The 18,034-nt window shown below is 19.0% G+C and carries 18 protein-coding genes and 1 tRNA gene; 10 read left to right on the top strand and 9 right to left on the bottom strand.

The genetic code is table 11. The annotated features are described in order from the left end of the window. Positions 1–52 precede the first annotated feature (52 nt). Positions 53–736 carry a tRNA (guanosine(46)-N7)-methyltransferase TrmB gene (gene trmB / locus AB4W45_RS02075; RefSeq protein ID WP_367671195.1) on the top strand — a complete coding sequence of 228 codons (684 nt, stop codon included), beginning with the start codon at positions 53–55 and terminating at the stop codon, positions 734–736. Positions 737–763: 27 nt separating this feature from the next. Here the strand turns inward: trmB and hemW are convergent, their stop codons facing one another. The 5 genes from hemW to dusA all read right to left on the bottom strand — a co-directional run bounded on the left by hemW (position 764) and on the right by dusA (position 5,559). After that, the gene (gene hemW, locus AB4W45_RS02070; protein ID WP_367671193.1) at positions 764–1,897 is read right to left on the bottom strand and encodes a radical SAM family heme chaperone HemW; all 1,134 of its coding nucleotides are present in this window, start codon (positions 1,895–1,897) and stop codon (positions 764–766) included. A 167-nt stretch (positions 1,898–2,064) separates the two neighbouring features. Beyond that, complete coding sequence (gene ruvX / locus AB4W45_RS02065; protein ID WP_367671192.1) at positions 2,065–2,487, bottom strand: Holliday junction resolvase RuvX; 423 nt, start codon at positions 2,485–2,487, stop codon at positions 2,065–2,067. A gap of 1 nt (position 2,488) precedes the next feature. Then, positions 2,489–3,064, bottom strand: a complete 576-nt coding sequence (locus tag AB4W45_RS02060) for a YqgE/AlgH family protein (RefSeq protein ID WP_367671191.1) — start codon at positions 3,062–3,064, stop codon at positions 2,489–2,491. A 96-nt stretch (positions 3,065–3,160) separates the two neighbouring features. Continuing rightward, positions 3,161–4,555, bottom strand: a complete 1,395-nt coding sequence (dnaB, locus tag AB4W45_RS02055; RefSeq protein ID WP_367671189.1) for a replicative DNA helicase — start codon at positions 4,553–4,555, stop codon at positions 3,161–3,163. A 35-nt stretch (positions 4,556–4,590) separates the two neighbouring features. After that, positions 4,591–5,559 (bottom strand): tRNA dihydrouridine(20/20a) synthase DusA, encoded by a 969-nt coding sequence (dusA, locus tag AB4W45_RS02050; protein WP_367671188.1) that lies wholly within the window; start codon positions 5,557–5,559, stop codon positions 4,591–4,593. A gap of 113 nt (positions 5,560–5,672) precedes the next feature. On the opposite strand from dusA, the gene ssb reads away from it, so the two are divergent. Then, positions 5,673–6,176, top strand: coding sequence for a single-stranded DNA-binding protein (gene ssb / locus AB4W45_RS02045; RefSeq protein WP_367671186.1), 504 nt, complete (start codon positions 5,673–5,675; stop codon positions 6,174–6,176). Positions 6,177–6,278: 102 nt separating this feature from the next. Here ssb and AB4W45_RS02040 read toward each other — a convergent pair whose 3' ends face one another. Next, positions 6,279–7,031, bottom strand: coding sequence for an alpha/beta fold hydrolase (locus AB4W45_RS02040; RefSeq protein ID WP_367671185.1), 753 nt, complete (start codon positions 7,029–7,031; stop codon positions 6,279–6,281). Positions 7,032–7,193: 162 nt separating this feature from the next. Here AB4W45_RS02040 and AB4W45_RS02035 point away from each other — a divergent pair, with 162 nt between their 5' ends. Then, positions 7,194–7,766, top strand: coding sequence for a NifU family protein (locus AB4W45_RS02035; protein ID WP_367671184.1), 573 nt, complete (start codon positions 7,194–7,196; stop codon positions 7,764–7,766). A gap of 88 nt (positions 7,767–7,854) precedes the next feature. On the opposite strand, the gene ansA is transcribed toward AB4W45_RS02035, so the two are convergent. Further along, the gene (ansA, locus tag AB4W45_RS02030) at positions 7,855–8,862 is read right to left on the bottom strand and encodes an asparaginase (protein WP_367671183.1); all 1,008 of its coding nucleotides are present in this window, start codon (positions 8,860–8,862) and stop codon (positions 7,855–7,857) included. 211 nt (positions 8,863–9,073) lie between these two features. Between ansA and AB4W45_RS02025 the strand changes: the two genes are divergently transcribed. From AB4W45_RS02025 to deoD, 3 genes are all read left to right on the top strand, one after another. Then, positions 9,074–10,678, top strand: coding sequence for a peptide chain release factor 3 (locus tag AB4W45_RS02025; RefSeq protein WP_367671182.1), 1,605 nt, complete (start codon positions 9,074–9,076; stop codon positions 10,676–10,678). Between the two features lie 121 nt (positions 10,679–10,799). Beyond that, complete coding sequence (locus AB4W45_RS02020; RefSeq protein WP_367671181.1) at positions 10,800–12,059, top strand: phosphopentomutase; 1,260 nt, start codon at positions 10,800–10,802, stop codon at positions 12,057–12,059. Between the two features lie 35 nt (positions 12,060–12,094). Next, positions 12,095–12,802, top strand: coding sequence for a purine-nucleoside phosphorylase (gene deoD / locus AB4W45_RS02015; protein WP_367671180.1), 708 nt, complete (start codon positions 12,095–12,097; stop codon positions 12,800–12,802). A 54-nt stretch (positions 12,803–12,856) separates the two neighbouring features. Here deoD and AB4W45_RS02010 read toward each other — a convergent pair. After that, positions 12,857–12,941 (bottom strand) — tRNA-Ser (locus AB4W45_RS02010). Between the two features lie 250 nt (positions 12,942–13,191). Here AB4W45_RS02010 and aroK point away from each other — a divergent pair. The 4 genes from aroK to trpS are packed head-to-tail and all read left to right on the top strand — an operon-like array spanning position 13,192 to position 16,635. Continuing rightward, a complete protein-coding gene (aroK, locus tag AB4W45_RS02005) occupies positions 13,192–13,710 on the top strand; it encodes a shikimate kinase AroK (protein WP_367671522.1) in 519 nt (172 codons plus the stop codon). Between the two features lie 38 nt (positions 13,711–13,748). Beyond that, on the top strand, positions 13,749–14,846 hold the full coding sequence (gene aroB, locus AB4W45_RS02000; RefSeq protein WP_367671179.1) for a 3-dehydroquinate synthase: 1,098 nt from the start codon (positions 13,749–13,751) through the stop codon (positions 14,844–14,846). Between the two features lie 53 nt (positions 14,847–14,899). Beyond that, entirely contained in the window at positions 14,900–15,583 is a 684-nt protein-coding gene (rpe, locus tag AB4W45_RS01995; protein WP_367671178.1) for a ribulose-phosphate 3-epimerase, read from the top strand. 35 nt (positions 15,584–15,618) lie between these two features. After that, positions 15,619–16,635, top strand: a complete 1,017-nt coding sequence (trpS, locus tag AB4W45_RS01990) for a tryptophan--tRNA ligase (RefSeq protein WP_367671177.1) — start codon at positions 15,619–15,621, stop codon at positions 16,633–16,635. Positions 16,636–16,701: 66 nt separating this feature from the next. On the opposite strand, the gene tsgA is transcribed toward trpS, so the two are convergent. Beyond that, on the bottom strand, positions 16,702–17,868 hold the full coding sequence (tsgA, locus tag AB4W45_RS01985; protein ID WP_367671176.1) for an MFS transporter TsgA: 1,167 nt from the start codon (positions 17,866–17,868) through the stop codon (positions 16,702–16,704). Positions 17,869–18,034: the final 166 nt, after the last annotated feature.

Below are 18,034 nucleotides of genomic sequence, written 5' to 3'. Positions count from 1 at the left end.
TTTTTCATTTTTAAAATATAATAATTTAAATAAAAAATATAAAATAATTATAATGATTAAAAAAAATATTAATGTAAAAACTTTTAGATTAAGATATAGAAAATTAACTAAAAACAAATTTAATATAATAGATTCTTATTGGCCTCTTATTGGAATAAATTTACATAAAAATAAATTAAATCTTGATGAATATTTTAATAATAAAAGTCCTATAATTCTAGAAATTGGATTTGGATTTGGAGAATCTTTAGTAAATTGTGCTAAAAAGTATAAGAATTTAAATTTTTTAGGAATTGAAGTATATATTCCTGGAATATGTTTTTGTTTAAATAATATTTATTCTTTAAATTTAAATAATGTAAAAATATTTTATGGAAATGCAATAAATTTTTTTGAATATAATATTAAAAATATTTTTTTTAACAGAATTAATATATTTTTTCCAGATCCGTGGCCAAAAAGAAAACATCATAAAAGAAGAATAATACAAAAAAAAATTATTAAAAAAATTTCTAAAAATTTAATTTTAAATGGTTTTTTTCATATTTTAACTGATTCTTTTTCTTATTTTCAAAGTATACAAAAAATATTTAATAAATTAGATCAATTTAAAGATGAGTCAAAAATTATGAATTTTTATTTTTTTAATAAAAATACATTTTATACACGATTTTTAAATAAAGCAAATATAAAAAAAAAAATGATTTATAATTTAATTTATAAAAAAATATTTTAATTTTTTATTTTTTATATATATTTCTATTTATTTTTTAATAAATATTTCTAATAAATTGTTTAAAAATAATTTTCCTAATTTAGTTGTTTTCCAGTATTTTTTTTTTTGAATAATATATTTTTTTTGAATAGCTTTCGATATTTCTTTTTTTATATATTTTTCATTAATTCCTGTAAAATTTTTAAAGTTTTTTCTTGAACAAGGTTTGTTTAATCTAAAATTGTTCATAAAAAATTCTAATAGTCTATCTTCTTTATTTATAAAAGAAATTTTTTTTATATGTTTTCCATTTAAAAATTCATATATGTTTTTATTTTTATATGTTCTTATTATTTTTTTATTTGATAATGTAATTTTTCCATGAGAACCGCATCCTATTCCTATATAGTCTCCATATTTCCAGTAATTTATGTTATGTTTACATTGATTATTTTTTTTTGAATAAGAAGATATTTCATATTGATAAAATTTATTTTTTTTGAGAATTTTTTTTCCATTTTTTTGCATTATGTTTATTTTATTTTCTTTAGGTAAAATTGGTGTATTTTTGTAAAATGGAGTATTTTTTTCTATACATAATTGATACCAAGATATATGTGATGGTTTTAAAGAAATAGCTGTATTAATATCAAATTTAATATGTTTTAATTTTTGATTTGGGAGTCCATACATTAGATCGAAATTAATATTTTTAAAATTAATTTTTTTAATAATTTTTATTTTTTTTATTAAATTTTCATATGAGTATTTTCGTTGAATATTTTTTAAAATTTTTTCATTAAAGCTTTGAATTCCTAAAGATATTCTATTAATTCCTGCTAATTTATATTTAAAAAAAAAATTTTTATTTATAGATTCTGGATTAGATTCAAGTGTTATTTCTATGTTTTTAGAAAAAATTGTTCTTTTTTTAATTTCTTTTATTAAAATTTTAATATATTTTGGTTGTATTAGATTAGGCGTTCCTCCTCCAATAAAAATCGAATATATTTTTCGAGATTGAGCAAATTTAAGATCTTTTTCTAAGTCTAATATAAGATTTTTTATATATTTTTTTTCTGGTATTCTTTTTTTTATAGATTGTGAATAAAAATCACAATATGGACATTTTTTTAAACACCAAGGAATATGAATATATAAACTTAATTTTGGCAATTTCATGTATTTTCTCTTTTAATAATTTTATTTTTATAAAATAATTAATTTTTGAAGGTTTTATTTAAATATTTTTTTTGTAAAGAAATTTTTTTATATAAAATTATTTTTTTAAATAAAAATTTTTAATTTTTATTTTTTTTTATAAGTATTTTTAATATTTTTTTTTTATTTTATTTTTTATATTTTTCATTAAATTTTTCGTAAAACCAACTTTTTAAAATAATTTGAGCAGAAGTAGAATTAATTTTATTTTTTGTTAGTTCTTTTTTTCCTCCTTTTGTAAATAATAAATTTTTTGCTTCAATAGTAGTAAATCTTTCATCGTGCAATATAATAGGAATTTTAAATTTTTTAAGTAATTTAGATGAAAATTTTTCTACTTTTTTAGTGATTTTTTGTTTTTTTCCATAAACATTTAATGGAAAACCAACAATTATTTTTTTTGGTTTCCAATAATTTATAATTTCTTTTATGTCTGTAATATAGTTTTTTTTATTAGAAATTGTTTTTAAGATTCGAGTAGAATAAGTAATGCATTCACCTATTGCTATACCGATTTTTTTTGTTCCAAAATCAAAAGATAGAACTATCATTTTATATATTTCCAGTTTCTATATTTAATCTATAGGGATTTGTAATTCCTATTTTTTTTAGTGATTTTTTCCATTTTTTTTTTAGAGAAGTATGAAATAAAATTTCATTATTAGAAGTTGTTAATAGCCAATAATTATTTAATATTTCATATTCTAATTGATTTTTTTCCCATGAACAATAACCTAAAGAAATTAAAGTTTTTTTATATTTTTTTTTTTTAATTAAATATTTTAAAATGTCTTTTGAAAATGTAATAGAAATTGATGGTGAAGAGTATATATTTGATAAAAAATTTTTTTTAAATTTGTGAATTATAAATCCTTTATTTTTTTCTAAAGGCCCTCCAAATAGTATTGGTTTTTTATTTTTTTTAAAAAAATTTTTATTTTTTTTATTTATTTTTATTTGTTCAAAAATTTTTTTTAGTTTTAGATTTTTTATTTTTTTATTTATAATTATTCCTTTTGTTCCAAATTTGTCGTTTTGATATATATATATTACTGTTTTAAAAAATATTGTATTATTTATATTGGGCATAGATATTAATAAATGATTTCTAAAATTTTTTATTTTCATAAATTTTTTATATGGATTTTATTACATAATAAATACGTAATAAAAAAATTAATTGAATTAATATTAAAATTTTAATTTTATAAAAATTTTAAATGTTTATTTTGAACTATAATCATCATATAAGTTGTCAGCATAATTATCAAATCTAGAAAAATTTCCGTTAAAAGTTAAATTTATTTTTCCTATCGGTCCATTTCTTTGTTTACCAATAATTACTTCAGCTATTCCTTTTAGAGTAGTATCTTGATTATATACTTCATCTCTATATATAAACATAATTAAATCTGCATCTTGTTCTATTGATCCAGATTCTCTTAAATCAGAATTCAGAGGTCTTTTATCTGATCTTTGTTCTAAGGATCTATTTAATTGAGATAAAGCAATAATAGGTACTTTTAGTTCTTTAGCAAGTGATTTTAAGTTTTTTGATATTTCAGCTATTTCTAAAGTTCTATTTTCAGAAAAAGATGGAACGTTCATTAATTGTAAATAATCTATCATTATTAAACTAATACCATTATTTTCTCTATATATACGACGAGCTCTTGATTTAATTTCATTTGGAGTTAAGTTAGAAGAATCATCAATATATATATTTTTTTTTTTTATTAAAATTTGTATTGTACTAGATATTCTTGACCATTCTTTATCACTAATTTGACCTGTACGTATATTTGTTTGGTCAACTCTTGATAATGAAGATAGCATTTTTATCATTATTTGTTCACTAGGCATTTCTAAACTAAAAATTAAAATTGGTTTTTTATAAATCATAGATGCATTTTCACATAAATTCATTGCAAAAGTAGTTTTCCCCATAGATGGTCGAGAAGCTATTATTATTAAATCTGATTTTTGTAATCCAAAAGTTTTTTTATTTAAATCTTTATATCCTGTGTCTATTCCTGTAATTTTTTTATTTGGGTTTTTTAATAGTTTTTCTAGTTGAGAAACAGTAGTATTTAAAATTTCTTCAATGTTTTTAGGACCATCTTGATTTTTTCTTTTTTTTTCAGACATTTTAAATATTATAGATTCTGCATAATTTAATATTTCTGAACTATTTTTTCCATTTGGAAAATATCCTAAATTTTCAATTTTATTTGCAGTAATAATTAGTTTTCTCATTATTGAATGTTCTCTAATTATTTTAGAATATTCTAAAATGTTTGAGATACTAAAAGTATTTTTAGATAATTCAGCTAAATAAGAAAATTCTCCAATTTTTTTTAATTTCTTTTTTTTCTTTAATGATTCTGATAATGTTATTAAATCTATTGGTTTTCCTTTATTTATTAAATTTTTCATTTCGTTAAATATAATTTTATGTGAAGGATTAAAGAAATCTTTATTTGTTATTAATTCTAAAATTTCATCCCATTTTTCATTATTTAACATTAATCCACCTAATACTGATTTTTCTGCTTCTATCGAATAAGGAGGAATTTTTTTATTATTAAATAAATATTTTTTTTGATTTTTTATATACATGAAATTTTGTCTCTATAGATATTTTTTAAGAAAAATTAATTTTTGCATGAGAAATATATTTTTTTGAAATGTTTTTTTATATTTATTATTTTATTTTTTTTATTTATATTATTTAGTTTATTTTTCCATTTTTTCGATCCTTTTTTATTATAAAATATTCCGTTCATATGACGAATTATTGATTTTATTGATGTTTTTTTTTGTATTTCTTTTTCAATATATATTGACATTTTTTTAATTATTTCTTTTCTTTTTTTTTTTTTTTCATGAAATATTTTAAAATCAATTTTATTTAAAAGAAATGGATTTTTATAAATTCCTCTTCCCATCATAACTCCATCAACTTTTTTAAAATGTTTTTTTATTTCTAAAATTGTATTTATTCCTCCATTGATAATAAATTTTAAGTGAGGAAAATCTTTTTTTAATTTATATACATATTTATATTTTAGTGAAGGTATTGTTCTATTTTTTTTTGTACTAAAATTTTTATTTAGAATAGCGTTTCTTGCATGAATAATAAAAATTTTGCATAATTTATTATGTGATGTTTCATGAATGAAATCTTTTAAAAAATTATATGTATTATTATTATTAAATCCTGTTCTTGTTTTAATACTAATTGGAATAGGTGAAGAATTATAAATTTTATTTAATGCTTGAGTAATAATTTTAGTGTGTTTCATTAAAGAAACTCCTAAATTATTTTTTGTCATATAAGGTGATGGGCAACCGATATTTATATTAATTTCGTTATATTTTTTTTTATATGCTATGTGTGCGCATTTTGCTAAATTTTCTGGATTATTTCCAATAATTTGTAAAGAAACTTTTTTTTTTTTATCTTTATTTTTAAATAATTTAAATTTTTTATTTAGGATATTTTGAGTGGAAATCATTTCAGTATATAAAAATGCATTTTTTGTTAATAATCTATGAAAGTATCTACAATGTCTATCTGTATATTTAAACATAGGAGCAACGCAAAAAATTTTTTTTTTCATAAGTTTTTTAAAATTTTTATTGTATAAAAAGTTATTTTGTTTTTAATTATAAAGCATTTATGTTTTAAATATAGTACTATTAAAATAGTTTTTATATATTTTAGAGAAAAAATATGGCTAATCGAGGAGTAAATAAAGTTATTTTAATAGGGTATCTTGGACAAGATCCAGATATTAGATATATGACTAATGGAGCAGCAGTAGCAAATATTAATATTGCTACTTCTGAAAATTGGAAAGATAAGAATACAGGAGAAATGAAAGAAAAAACAGAATGGCATAAAGTAGTATTATTTGGAAAATTAGCTGAAATTGCAGGAGATTATTTAAGAAAAGGATCACAAGTATATATAGAAGGTTCATTAAAAACTAGAAAATGGACTGATCAAAATAATTTAGATAGATATACTACAGAAATTGTTGTAAATATTAATGGTTCTATGCAAATGTTAGGTAATCGATTAAATTCTAGTTCTTCAGTTGAAAATAATAAAAAAAATTCTTTAAAAAATACACATTTAAAAAAAAATAAACATTCAAATTCATTTAAAAATGTTAATAAAAAATCATTACTTGATGAATCGAATATAGATTTTGAAGATGAAATTCCTTTTTAATTTATTTATTTTTTTTTAAAATATATAATTTTTATAAACTTTCTTTTTATTAGATTTTATTTTTTTATTATCTAAATAAATTGAAAGTTTTATAATATTTTTTTATAAGTTTTTTGGAACATTTTTTTTAATGCATTTTATAATTATTTTATAACAATTTTCTAAATGAGAAATAAATGGAGCATGATTTGATTTTTTTATAATATAAGATTTTTTTTTTAAAAGATTATCTAAAATTTTAGATATTTTTATTGGAACTATGTTATCTAAACTTCCATATATTCGAATAATTGGTATTTTAATTTTTTTTAACATATTTCTTAAATCTATTTTTTTTAATATTTTAATATTAAATTCTAATGAAGAATTATTAATTTTTTTCATATGTATTAATTTTTCATAAAGAATTTTAATTTTTTTTTCATTTTCATTATTTTTTTGAAAATTTATAAAATTTTTTATAGAATTTTTATAATTATATAATAATTTTTTTTTCATTTGATCAATTTGATAATTATTTATTCCAGGCCAATTTTTTTTTTTTTTAAAACATGGAGAAGATGCAATTGTAATCAATAATAAAATTTTATTTTTTTCTTTTAAACTTATTAAAGTTGCTATAATTCCTCCAATAGACCATCCTATTAATATAGAATTTTTAGGTATTTGAGATATTTTATTTTTAATAAATTTTTTAAGTTCTATATTAAAATTATTTTTTTTATATGGTGTATGAAGATTTAATGTATTGATTAAAAATTTTTTTTCAAATTTTTTTTTAAAAAAATACCATATTTTTTTATTAAATCCTAAACCATGTATAAATATTAAAGTTATTTTTTTTTTTATGATCATTTTTTTTATTTATTAATAAAAATTTTTTATTAAAATAAATGGTTTTTTATTATAATAATAAATTTTTTTTTAAATTTATATTAATTAATTATATATTTAAATAATTTTTTCATATAAAATTAATTTATTAATTAATACATATAATTTATTTAAATAAAAAAAATGATTAAAATTTCTATAAATGCTCAAGAATATATTTCACGATTATTATCTAAAAAAAAAATGAATACACATATAAAAATTTTTGTCAATAATCCAGGAACAGAAAAAGCTTCTTGTGGAATTGAATATATATATTTTAAAAATATTACGAGTATGGATAAAAAATTTAAATTTAATAATTTTAATGTATATATTAAAAAAGAAGATATTCCTTTTTTGAAAAAATCTAAAATTAAATTAGTAAAAAATAATTTAAATTTTGAATTAATGTTGCATTCGCCATATATTAGGTCTTTTAAAAAGAAAAGATCTGATTTAGAAAATAAAATTTTATTTTTTATAGAAATTAATATTAATCCATTTCTTTTATCGCATGGCGGAAAGTTATTTTTAAAAGAAATAAATAAAAAAAAAGAAATAATGATTGAATTTCAAGGAGGTTGTAATGGGTGCTCTATGGTTAATTCTACTTTAAAAAATATGGTTGAAAAACGTTTATTAAATAATTTTCCTCAAATTTCTAAAGTCATTGATGTTACTTTACATAAACCTAATTCTTTTTCTTATTATTAATATTTTTTAATATATTTTTAAAAAATAACTTTTAATTTAGAATATTTTTTAAAAAAAATTTATAATAAAAAATTTTAAAATTAGTATTTTAATTAGTTATTTCGCCTCTTAAATTTTCTTGAATTTTTTTTTTTATTAAATTTATTGGAATTTTTTGACTAAATAAAAAATGAAGTTTTGTGAGAGTTGCTTCTATTGTAAGATCTTTTCCACTTATTACTCCAGAATTAGATAAAGTATTTCCAGTAGCATAGTTTTTCATATTTACTTTTCCTGAAATACATTGTGTTAAATTAATAATAATTATTTTTTTTTTATTTGCTTTATTTATTTCATCTAAGAACTCTTTATTTTGAGGAGCATTTCCTTTTCCATAAGAACATAAAATAAGGCCTTTTACTGGTTTTAAAAAAAAATTTTTCATTATTTGTTTTGATATTCCAGGATATATAGTAATTATACTAATTGGTTGATGTTTTATATTATGAACAATTAGTTTTTTATTTTTTTTTAATATTATATTTTTTTTTGAATATTTTATTTTTACTCCTATTTTTAATAAAGGAGGTAAATTTGGAGAAGAAAAAGCATTTAATCCGTCTGCATGAGTTTTTGTGGTTCTATTTCCTCTATATAATTTATTATTAAAAAATAATGTTACTTCATGTATAGGAAAATTAGAAGCGATTAATAAAGAATTTAATAAATTTTGTCGGCCATCAGATCGAATTTCATATAATGGTATTTGAGATCCTGTAATTATTACTGGTTTATTTAAATTTTCTAAAATAAATGATAATGCAGATGCAGTATAAGACATTGTATCTGTTCCATGTAATATAATAAATCCATCATATTTTTTATAATTTTTTTTAATGTCGTTTGCAATTTTTTTCCAATCTTTCGGAGTCATATTTGATGAATCAATTAATGGATTATATTCATTAATAGTAAATTTTGGCATTTCTTTTTTATGAAATTCTGGCATTTTTTTTAGTTGTTTTTGAAGAAATCCAGAAACCGGAATATAACCAATATTAGATTTTTTCATACCTATAGTTCCTCCGGTATATGCAATATAAATATTTTTTTTCATTAGAAACTCAATTTAAAATAAATAATATTATATTATAATAAATTATTAAAAAAGTATCTTATCAATAAATTTAAATTTTAATGTTTTTATTTTTAAATAAATTTAGTTTTTAAAAATTATATATATTATATATTTTAAATATATATAATATTTTTAAAAATTAATATTTTAAATAATTTTACATCCATTTTAAAGAGAAAAATTTTATTTGATGAATAAAAAAATTTTAAATCAAAATAGTATTTTAAAAATAAAAAAAAGAAGAACTTTTGCTATTATTTCTCATCCGGATTCAGGTAAAACTACTATTACAGAAAAGTTTTTATTATTAGGAAAAGTTATTCATGAAGCTGGAACAATAAAATCTAGAAAATCTAAAAAATATGCTAAATCAGATTGGATGGAAATTGAAAAAAAAAGAGGTATTTCGGTAACTACATCCATTATTAAATTTGTTTATTTAAAACATCATTTAAATCTATTAGATACTCCTGGTCATGAAGATTTTTCAGAGGATACATATCGTGTTTTAACTGCTGTAGATTGTTGTATAATGGTTATAGACGCATCTAAGAGTGTAGAAAAAAGAACAATAAAGTTAATGAAAGTAGCTCGTTTAAGAAAAATTCCAATTATTACTTTTATAAATAAATTAGATCGAGATTCTCATGATTTTTTTAAGATTTTAGATGATATTGAAAATAAGTTAAAAATTATTTGTATACCTATAAATTGGCCTATTGGGAGTGGAAGAAATTTCAAAGGAGTTATTAGTATAGATAAAAAAAAAGTATCTTTATATATAAAAAATACTTTAAAAGAAAATAATAAATTAACAGAATTTATTTTTTATTTAAAAAATAAAACTTTAAACAAATATTTTAAAAAAAATGAAATTTTTAATCTTAAAGAAGAATTAGATTTAATTAAATCTTATTATACTAAATTTAATAAAAAAAATTTTTTAAAAGGAATAGAAACACCTATTTTTTTTGGAAGCGCATTAAGTAATTTTGGAATTGATCATGTTCTAAAAAGTTTAGTAGATTGGGCTCCTTATCCAAAATATAGATATAGTTTAACAAGAAAAATAAAATCAATAGAGAAAACCTTTTCTGGATTTGTATTTAAAATACAAGCAAATATGAATTTAAAACATCATGATAGAATTGCTTTTATTAGAATTGTTTCAGGAAAGTATAAAAAAGGAATGAAATTTTATCATGTAAGAACTAAAACTAAAAGTATTATTAATAATGCTGTAAATTTTATTGCTGGTAAGAGATTTTTAATAGATAACGCTTATCCTGGAGATATTATAGGAATATATAGTAAAGGAAATATTAAAATAGGAGATACATATACAGAAGGAGAAAATATTAGTTTTTCTGAAATTCCAAAATTTTCTCCTGAATTATTTCGATTAGTTTATTTAAAAGATTCGTTTAAGCAAAAAAAATTATTACGTGGATTAAATCAATTATCAGAAGAAGGAGTTGTTTATTTATTTAAACCTTTTTTAAATAATTCTTTAATTTTAGGAGTTATTGGTAGATTACAATTTGATGTTGTTTTAGAAAGATTAAATTTTGAGTATAAAGTATTAGCAAATTATAAAAAAACAAATATATCTTGTATTCGATGGATTTCTTCTAATAATAAAAAATTTTTAGAAAAATTTAAAAAAGAAAATTTTTCTTCTTTAGCATATGATAATAATAATGAAATAGTTTATTTTTCTACTAGTATTTTTAAATTAAATATAATTATTTCAAAATATAAAAATATAATTTTTTCAAAAATAAAACAAATTTAAATATTTTAATATTTTTTTATTTTTAATAAACGTAATTTATTTATATTTTATAAATAAATTACGAAAAAATTTATATGTTTTTAAATAATAAAAAAATTTTTATATAAAAATGAGAAATTTTATGAAAATAGTATTTTTGTTAGTTTTAGATTCATTAGGTATAGGTTCTTCAAAAGATTCATATAAATTTAATGATGAAGGGTCAAATACTTTAGGAAATATAGCAAAATATTGTTATAATAAAAGAAAAAAATTAAATTTTTTTAATAAAAAATTACAAATTCCATTGTTAACATCTTTGGGTTTAGCAAAAGCAACAAAAAAATCTTGTGGAAATTTTCTTAAAGGTTTTGAAAAAAATCAAAAAATTATAGGAAGTTATGCTTATGCTAGTGAAATTTCTACTAGTAAAGATACATGTTCTGGGCATTGGGAAATTTCTGGATCTCCTGTATTTCATAAGTGGAAATATTTTAAAAATTTAAAAAATAGTTTTCCAAAAAATATTTTAAAAAAAATATCTCAAAAAACAGGTATATTAAATTTTCTTGGAAATATTCATTCTTCAGGAACTGATATTTTAAATTTATATGGTAAACAACATATTCAAACTAAATATCCTATACTTTATACTTCATCTGATTCTGTTTTTCAGGTAGCTTGTCATGAACATTATTTTGGTTTAAAAGAATTATATTCTTTGTGTCAAGAAATTAGAATAATTTTAAATCAAAGTAAATATAATGTGTGTAGAGTAATTGCGCGTCCATTTTTAGGAACAGATAAAAATTTTTTTCGTACTCGAAATAGAAAAGATTATTCTTTAAAACCAAATAGTATTACTATTATGGAAAAATTTTTAAAAGAAAAAAATGGTTTAGTTATATCTATAGGAAAAATTTCTGATATTTTTTCAGGATTAGGGATTTCTAAAAAAATTCTTGTATATTCTATTAAAGATATTTTTAAATCTTTAAAAAGAGAAGTTTTAAGTCTTAAAAAAAAACAAAAAAAAAATGTGTTTTTTTTTATAAATTTTGTTGATTTTGATTCTATGTGGGGTCATAGAAGAGATGTAAATGGATATATAAATGAATTAGAATTATTTGATAAAGAATTATTAAAATTTATGACTTTTCTTACTCAAAATGATTTATTAATTATTACTGCAGATCATGGTTGTGATCCAACTTGGAAAGGAACAGATCATACAAGAGAAAATGTTCCTATTTTATTATATAACAAATTTATTAAACCAAGATATTTAGGACATCGAAAAACTTTTTCTGATATTTCTCAAACTATTGCAAAATATTTCAAAATGTCTAAAATGGATTTTGGTAAAAAAATGATATTAAATTTTAAAAAAAAAATATTTTAATTTTATTATAAGTTTTAATATAGGGCGTTTAAAATATGATTACTCCGCACATGAATTCTAAAATTTCTGATTTTTCAGAAGTAGTGATAATATCAGGAGATCCATTAAGAATAAAATATATAGCTAAAAATTTTTTAAAAAATTCTATTAAGATTAATAATGTTCGATTAATGTTGGGTTATACTGGATTTTATAAAAATAAAAAAGTTTCTTTAATGAGTCATGGAATGGGAATACCTTCTTTATCTATTTATATACGAGAGTTATTTTTTAATTATAATGTTAAAAAAATTATTCGTTTAGGGACGTGTGGAAAAATTAGTAAAAATATTAAAATGCGAGATATCGTAGTTGCTATAGGAGCATCAACTGATTCTTCTATGAATCGATTACGTTTTAAAAATTATGATTTTTCATCTACTGCTACTTTTAATATGTTGAAAAATACTTATAATATTGCAAAAAAATATAATTTTAAAATTCATATTGGAAACATTTTTTCTACTGATTCTTTTTATGGAAAGAGTGATTCTTTTTATAATTTAATAAAAAATTTTGGAATTCTTGCAATAGATATGGAAACATCTGGTTTATACAGTTTATCATCTGAATTAAATTTTCAAACAGTATCAATTTGTACAGTTTCTGATTGTATTTTTAGCAAAAAAAGTATTTCTTTTAAAGATCGAGAAAATACTCTTAATGATTCTATTATTTTAGCTTTAGAATTGTCTATTAAATAATTGATATAAAATAAAATAATAATTATATTGTTTTTAATATTTTTTTATTATATTTGGTGAAAAAGGGATTCGAACCCTTGATACGTTTCCGTATACACGCTTTCCAGGCGTGCTCCTTAAGCCACTCGGACATTTCACCATTTTTTTACAATTTTATTATTATTATTTTAATAAAAAAAATAAAAACGTCAAGTTTTTTATAAAAAATAAACTTAATTTTTGGTTTTTGTAAATTATTCTTATTAAAGAATATAAATATTTTTTAAATATTTTTAATTTTTTAAAATTATTTTTCATAAAATTTATTTTTATTTTTTAACAATTTTCTTATTTTTTATAATAAATTTAAAATAACAAATTATTATTCACTTATCTATTTTTATAGAAAAATTAATATGAAAAAAAATTTATTTTTAGTAGGTCCGATGGGAGCAGGAAAAAGTACAGTAGGAAGAAATTTAGCAAAACAACTTAAAATGAAATTTTATGATTCTGATGAAGAAATTGAAAAAAGAACTGGAGCAGATATTAATTGGGTTTTTGATGTAGAGGGAGAAAAAGGTTTTAGAAAAAGAGAATCTAGAATTATTTATGAGTTAACTCATAAAAAAGGAATTGTTTTAGCTACTGGAGGTGGTTCTGTGATTTCTAGTGAGAATAGAAGATGTTTAACTTCATATGGAATAGTTATTTATTTAAAAATAACAATTCAAAAACAATTAATTCGTACAAGAAAAGATAAAAATAGGCCATTATTACATACTAAAAATTCTTTAGAATATACTTTAAAAAAATTAAAAAATGAACGTAATCATTTTTATAAAAATATTTCTGATATTATTATTAATGCAGATAATTATAGCGCTCAGACTATTGTTAAAAATATAATTAAATCATTAAATTTATAATGATTTATTTAATAAAACAAACTTTTAAGTGAAAAACTATGTTAAAAAAATTTATTATTCCTCTTCAAGAAAAAAGTTATCCAATTATTATTGGTATAGATATTTTTAATAATAATGATATATTTTCTTATTTTAAAAAAAATAAACGATATATTTTAATAACGAATTCAACTTTATTAAATATTTGGGTAAAAAAAATAATAAAAATTTTTAAAATACATAAAATTTATATTGAAATTATTTCTATACCTGATGGTGAACGTTTTAAATCTTTAAAAGAAGTAAATTATATTATTACAGAACTTTTAAAAAAAAATTGTGGAAGAGATACAGTTTTAATTGCTTTTGGAGGTGGAGTAATCGGTGATATTACAGGATTTGTTGCTTCTATTTATCAAAGAGGTATAGAATTTATACAAATTCCTACTACTTTACTTTCACAAGTAGATGCTTCTGTTGGTGGAAAAACTGGAGTAAATCATATTTTAGGAAAAAATATGATTGGAACTTTTTTTCAACCTAAAAATGTTATTATTGATTTATTATTTTTATCTACTTTACCAAAAAAAGAATTATTTTCTGGTTTTTCTGAAGTTGTAAAATATTCGATTATTTTTGATAAAAAATTTTTTTTATGGTTAGAAAATAATTTTCTTAATTTAATAAAATTAAATAAAAAATGTTTATTTTATTGTATTAAAAGATGCTGTCAATTAAAAGCAAAAGTTATTTCTATAGATGAAAAAGAACATGGTTGTCGAGCATTGTTAAATTTTGGTCATACTTATGGTCATGCTATTGAATCATATCTTGGTTATAAAAATATATTACATGGAGAAGCTGTATCGATTGGAATGGTTATTGCTTCAAGAACTTCAGAAATTTTTGGATTTTTGAATAATAAAAATATTAATAGAATTATTTCTTTATTAAAGAAATTTAATTTACCTGTGATTCCTCCATATGATATGCCTTTAAAAAAATATATTTTTTATATGAAGAAAGATAAAAAAAATATTTTTGGAAATATACGTTTAATTTTGCCTTATAAAATAGGCGTTGTAAAAATATATGATAATGTTACTGAAAAAATAATTTTTTCTGCAGTAACAAATTCTTTAAAAAATAAAATTTAAGTAGTTTTTAAATTTTTTATGATTAATTATATTTTAATTGGTTGTTAAAAGATATGAATAAAGTTCTTTTGTCTCCTTCTATTTTATCGGCAAATTTTTGTATTTTAGGAAAAGAAATAAAAAATGTTTTAAAATTTGGCGCTGATATGATTCATTTTGATGTTATGGATAATCATTATGTTCCGAATTTAACTTTTGGACCTATGGTTTTAAAATCTATTAGAGATTATAATATTTCTTCGCCAATTGATGTACATATTATGGCAAAACCAGTAGATAGTTTAATTCCTTTATTTGCGAAATCAGGAGCAAGTATAATAACTATTCATCCAGAATCTACTTATCATCTTAATAGAACACTAGATCTTATTAAAGAAAATGGATGTAAAGTAGGTGTAGCTATTAATCCAGCTATATCAATTGATTTTCTTGATGATATTATAGATAAATTAGATATTATATTAATAATGTCTGTAGACCCTGGGTTTTCGAATCAAAAATTTATATCTAATACTTATAAAAAAGTTCAAGCAGTAAAGAAAAAAATATTGAGAAGTAATCGAAATATTTCTATTTCTGTTGATGGAGGTATAAAATTTTGTCATATTTATCCTTTATTAAAATTAGGTGTGAATATTTTTGTTATTGGATCGTATATATTTCGTAATTCAAGTTATAAATCTGTTATTCATAAAATAAAAAATTCTATAATTGATTTTAAGAATTTAGTTGTATAATTTTATATTTTAAAAAATTTTGAGATCTTAAAATAATGAATAAAAAAAAATTAACAGTATTTAGTGCCATTCAACCTTCGGGTCATTTAACTATAGGGAATTATATTAGTGTTTTAAGACATTGGAAAGAAATGCAAAAAAAATATAAATGTATTTTTTGTGTAGCAGATTTGCATTCTTTAACGTCTCTTAATAAAGAAGATAATTTATATAAAAGAAAATCTATTTTAGATACTTTAGCATTGTATTTAGCATGCGGAGTAGATCCACATAAAAGTATTATTTTTATACAATCATCGGTGCATGAACATTCTGAATTAAATTGGATATTAAATTGTAGTACGTATTATAAAGAATTGTTAAGAATGACTCAATTTAAAAATAAATTAACAAATGTTACTAAAAAAATTAATGCAGGATTATTGAATTATCCTACTTTAATGGCTTCTGATATTTTGTTGTATCAAACAGATCTAGTTCATGTAGGAAAAGATCAAAAACAACATATTGAATTAACTAGAAATATAGCTATACGATTTAATTCTTTTTACAAAAAAGTATTTAAAATTCCTAATGTATTAATACACAATTTTGGTTCTAAAATTATGTCTTTAATTGAACCAAATAAAAAAATGTCAAAATCTGATTTTAATAAAAAAAATGTAATATTTTTATTAGAAAATCCAAAAGAAATTTTTAAAAAAATTCAATCTTCTATTACAGATTCTGATTCTCCTTCTAAAATTATTTTTGATACAATAAATAAACCAGGAATTTCAAATTTATTAGTAATTCTTTCAACTTTAAGTGGAAAATCTATATGTAAATTAGAAGAGTATTTTTTAGGAAAATCTTATATATATTTAAAAAAAGAAGTATTTAATATTTTAAATAAGCATATTATAAAAATTCAAAAAAAGTTTTTTATTTATAGAAAAGATGAAGAATTTTTAAAAAATATATCTTTTAAAGGAGCAAAAAAAGCTTCAAAGATAGCTAAAAAAACTTTAAATAGTGTATATGATAGTTTAGGTTTTTTAGAAAAGTTGTAATTTTTTTATCTTTATATATTTTAATAAGTATTTATTAAAATATATAAAAATATCTTTAAAAATTTTTTATTCTTTTATTTTTTTATATTTAAATAAAATAAATATTAAAAAAATTAGAAAATAAAAAATATTAGAAGCAATAAGTGCTGATTTAACTCCTTGAAATTTTACGATTGGGGAAGTTACAAGGAATGTTAGTAAGGTTCCAATAGTTCCAAAAAGAAGAGTAAAATTAATAATTTTTGGAGAAGGTTTTATAGTTTGAATAGAAGCAAGAGTAATTATTATTCCATAAATAGGACTAGAAAAAAATCCTAATAAAGAAATTAAAAATAATGCTAGTGGATAGTTTGTATTTTGAATAAAACAAAACATAATTAAAGTAGAGATTCCAGATAAAAAAATAATAATTTTTTTAAAATTATAAAATTTAAGAAAATAACTAAAGAACCACATTCCAATCATATAACTAAACCAAAAACTACTAATTATTTTACTGGATTGTTTCATATTTATATAAAGATATTTTGCAGAATATTCAGGAATCCAAGATAAAAATCCTAATTGTCCTAAAATATATATTAAAGCTGCAATATATAAAAGAAATATATTTACATTTAATTTATTTGATTGATTATTTATATGATATGCTTGCATTTCATTTTTCATAAATTCAGGCAAAATCATAAGTTTTGAAAAAATAAAAATTATGAAATAAATGCAACCAATTAAACAATATATATAGTTCCATGGAATATTATGAGCGATGAAAAAGATGTTAATAATTGGAAAAATTATTCCTGATATGCTAAAAAATGAATCAGTTAATAGCATTTTTTTAGCTCTTTCTTGTCCATGATATAAATTTGTTATTAAAAATGTGCCTATTGATAAAACCATACCACTAACTAATCCAAAAAATAATATACTAATAGAAAAAATTATTAAATTTTTAGATAAAATTGATAAAATAATTGCCAAAGTAGTTATAATTAATCCGTAATCAAATTGTTGTTTTAGTGGAAATAATTCAAGAAACCACGAACTACAGAATATTGATATTAAAATTCCAAGATTTAAAAAATTAAAAACCGTGCTTGCTTCTGAAATAGGAATTTTAAATTGAGAAGAAATATTTTGTATGACTAATCCAGTAACAGTTATTAATGCACCCATTAAGGCATATGAGAGAAAACTAATGCAAGTTAATTTAATACGATTTTTATATATCATAGTTTTTTAAAATAATTTCGTTAATTTGAATGTTTATTTTTATTTTTAAGATTAGTATATTTTTTATAGATATTTATATATAAAATATACAAAATTTAATTTTATTAAAAGTTTTTATATAAATATTTTTATAAAGAATTTTTTTTAAATTAGATTTTTAAATTTA

Source organism: Buchnera aphidicola (Periphyllus testudinaceus) (genome assembly GCF_964059035.1).
Lineage (GTDB): Bacteria > Pseudomonadota > Gammaproteobacteria > Enterobacterales > Enterobacteriaceae > Buchnera_J > Buchnera_J aphidicola_BN.
Note: the sequence above shows the minus strand (reverse complement) of the source record. Positions and strands in the feature narration are given on the sequence as shown.